A 2,280-nucleotide genomic window follows, 5' to 3' on the forward strand; every position below is an offset into this window, starting at 1 on the left:
ATTAGCTACTAGGGTGTGTCATAAAAAAACCTACTCAAAGTGAGTAGGTTTTTATTTCGCGGTTAACCGCTAGTTCTCGATTTACAACTTGTTTGAGAGGCTCGCTCTAACTCAATCTAAACGCAACGTTAGGCCAGAGTAGTTCGAGTATCCGCGCAGTAACACATGGTAGGTTACGCCCGGTTGCGCGCTCACACTGCACTGCTCATTGTTTCCAGCGCGATAAGGGCGACAATCGTAACTCGATGTGGTTGGCTTGCTGCCCGATTTCACGTAAAGGTCGGCATCACCTGAACCACCAGACATTGAAACCGTCACGTTTGATGCAGAATCAACGGTGAACGTGTAGAAGCTCTCTGAAGATTGATTCCCGCTTAGGTTCGCAATCGGTGTGCCTTTCGTCAGCACATTGCCACTTGGCGGCGTGACACCACAACTCGCATTAACGCCTACGGTATTAAAAGCATCTTCAACATCGGCAACCACATAGCCCATGTCGGCTGCGGCTTTCGCTACGCCACAAGCACCTGCATCAAAGGTACTGTTTGCCGTCCAATACAGTTGGTTTGCGACTGTGAATATTTCAAAGCCCTTACGTACATTCCAACCCGATTTGTTCGCTAAAAGGTAAAAGGCACGGTTATAAACACCGCTAGATAAGTGAACGTTCAAGCCATCGTAGTATTGCGAGGCGTGATCAATCGAGCGACCATCTTTTGAAGGTTGATCAAAGTAACGCAAGCCGCCTTCTGATTTGAATATATCGCTTCCGACCACCCAATCCACATTGCCACGCAAGTAGTATTCAGCCGCTTCGCCCGCAATGTCTGAGAAGGCTTCATTGATACCGCCCGACATGTTTTGGTACACAAGGCCGGAGTTTTGCTCGGTGAACCCGTGGCTAACCTCGTGAGCACTCACGTTGATATCGACCAATGGGTAAAAGGTGTTTTTGCCATCCCCAAATGTCATGGATGAGCCATTCCAAAAGGCGTTTTCATAATCGGTACCGTAATGAACGCGCATCGTCAGCTGGAAAGTTAAAGGCGAAGTGTTCATCCACTCTTTGTACATATCGAATACGACATTACCAAAATAGTGCGCATCGTTAAGAGGCGAGTAAGCCCCGTTAATGTATTTATGGTCGGTGTAGTTAGTGCCGTCGGCACAGTTGTAGCTGTAGGCTGCGCTGCCAGAGGTTCCGTTCCTCAAATCGACTGTCTTAACTGATTCATTTTCTAACGTACAAGTCGTGCCTGTTTTGTCGATGGGAAAGCTAGGGAAGTCGCTGCCATATTCATATCGAGTGGTTTTGAGGTTGCCACCGGGGCCAGTACCTAATGCTTTAGCGTGGTTTAGTCCATTCCATTTTTGGAGCACATCGCCAGTCGTGGCATCAATAAAGTAGAAAGGGCGCTCTGGCATTGAGGACGCGATAAAGAAATCGACCAGATACACCACTTGGGCGACTTGGTTCTCATCCAATCTCACCATCAGTTTCGCGTTTTTGTTTTCAATCGACTTTTTGCCGACAGTAAACGTGCGGTGAGAGGATATCGCAGCTTCAATCGCTTGTTCTCGATTCAGTTTTGGCGCGATGCTGGATAGGTCACCACTGATCCCCTGTGCCATGGAACCGAACACTTGAGTGGGTTGGTTCTTGGAAAGGGTGGCCACGACCGAAGTATCAAAGACGGGTAAACCTAGGTGAGTTTGTTGGTAGCGAACTTTCGTTTTTCCATTGGGCAATACCACCCGTTTAACTTCAGAAAAACCTAATTCAAGTGGAGCAACACTCTTCGACTGCGCGACGAGGCTTTGTTGTAGTAATGCATCATTATCGACTCTGACCATTTCTGCAGCGTGTGCAGTAAAGCCGAAAGACGTACCTAGAATGGCTGCTATTTTCCAGCTTAGTTGACGTTGTTGGTTCATTTTTCGTTCCTGATTTTAATATAAACTCCTTCTTCCCAACGGCTTTATAGGAAGTCTATATGCAACACATCTGTGCCATGTGTTGCGAATCAAGATTGGAAGAGCATTTGGAATTATGACAAGTTTATCAGGGAGATTAATTTTTAGAGTATGTAATTCAAAGTTTACAAAGCTCCTTATTGATCAAATTATTTTTATAAAATCCAATTTTATTATTTATCGTAAACGTATGATAGGGCGGGAGTTATTAAAATCCGTTTTGTTTGAATTGATAGAATGAAGTTATCTAAGTTAACTTCGATATTTTTCTGTTTTTATCTTAATTACAAATGAGTAAATAAGCGG

The 2,280-nt window shown here is 45.0% G+C and carries 1 protein-coding gene; it reads right to left on the minus strand.

What is annotated here, in order from left to right:
- Positions 1 to 111: 111 nt before the first annotated feature.
- The gene (locus AB4653_RS25365; RefSeq protein ID WP_102257317.1) at positions 112 to 1,935 is read right to left on the minus strand and encodes a M4 family metallopeptidase; all 1,824 of its coding nucleotides are present in this window, start codon (positions 1,933 to 1,935) and stop codon (positions 112 to 114) included.
- Between the last annotated feature and the right edge of the window lie 345 nt (positions 1,936 to 2,280).

The sequence above is a fragment of the Vibrio sp. 10N.222.48.A3 genome, assembly GCF_041475345.1.
Classification (GTDB): domain Bacteria; phylum Pseudomonadota; class Gammaproteobacteria; order Enterobacterales; family Vibrionaceae; genus Vibrio; species Vibrio tasmaniensis_A.

What these genes read in the sequence shown, in the direction of transcription:
- AB4653_RS25365 (WP_102257317.1), bottom strand. Translation starts at nt 1,935, where the DNA reads ATGAACCAACAACGTCAACTAAGCTGGAAAATAGCAGCCATTCTAGGT.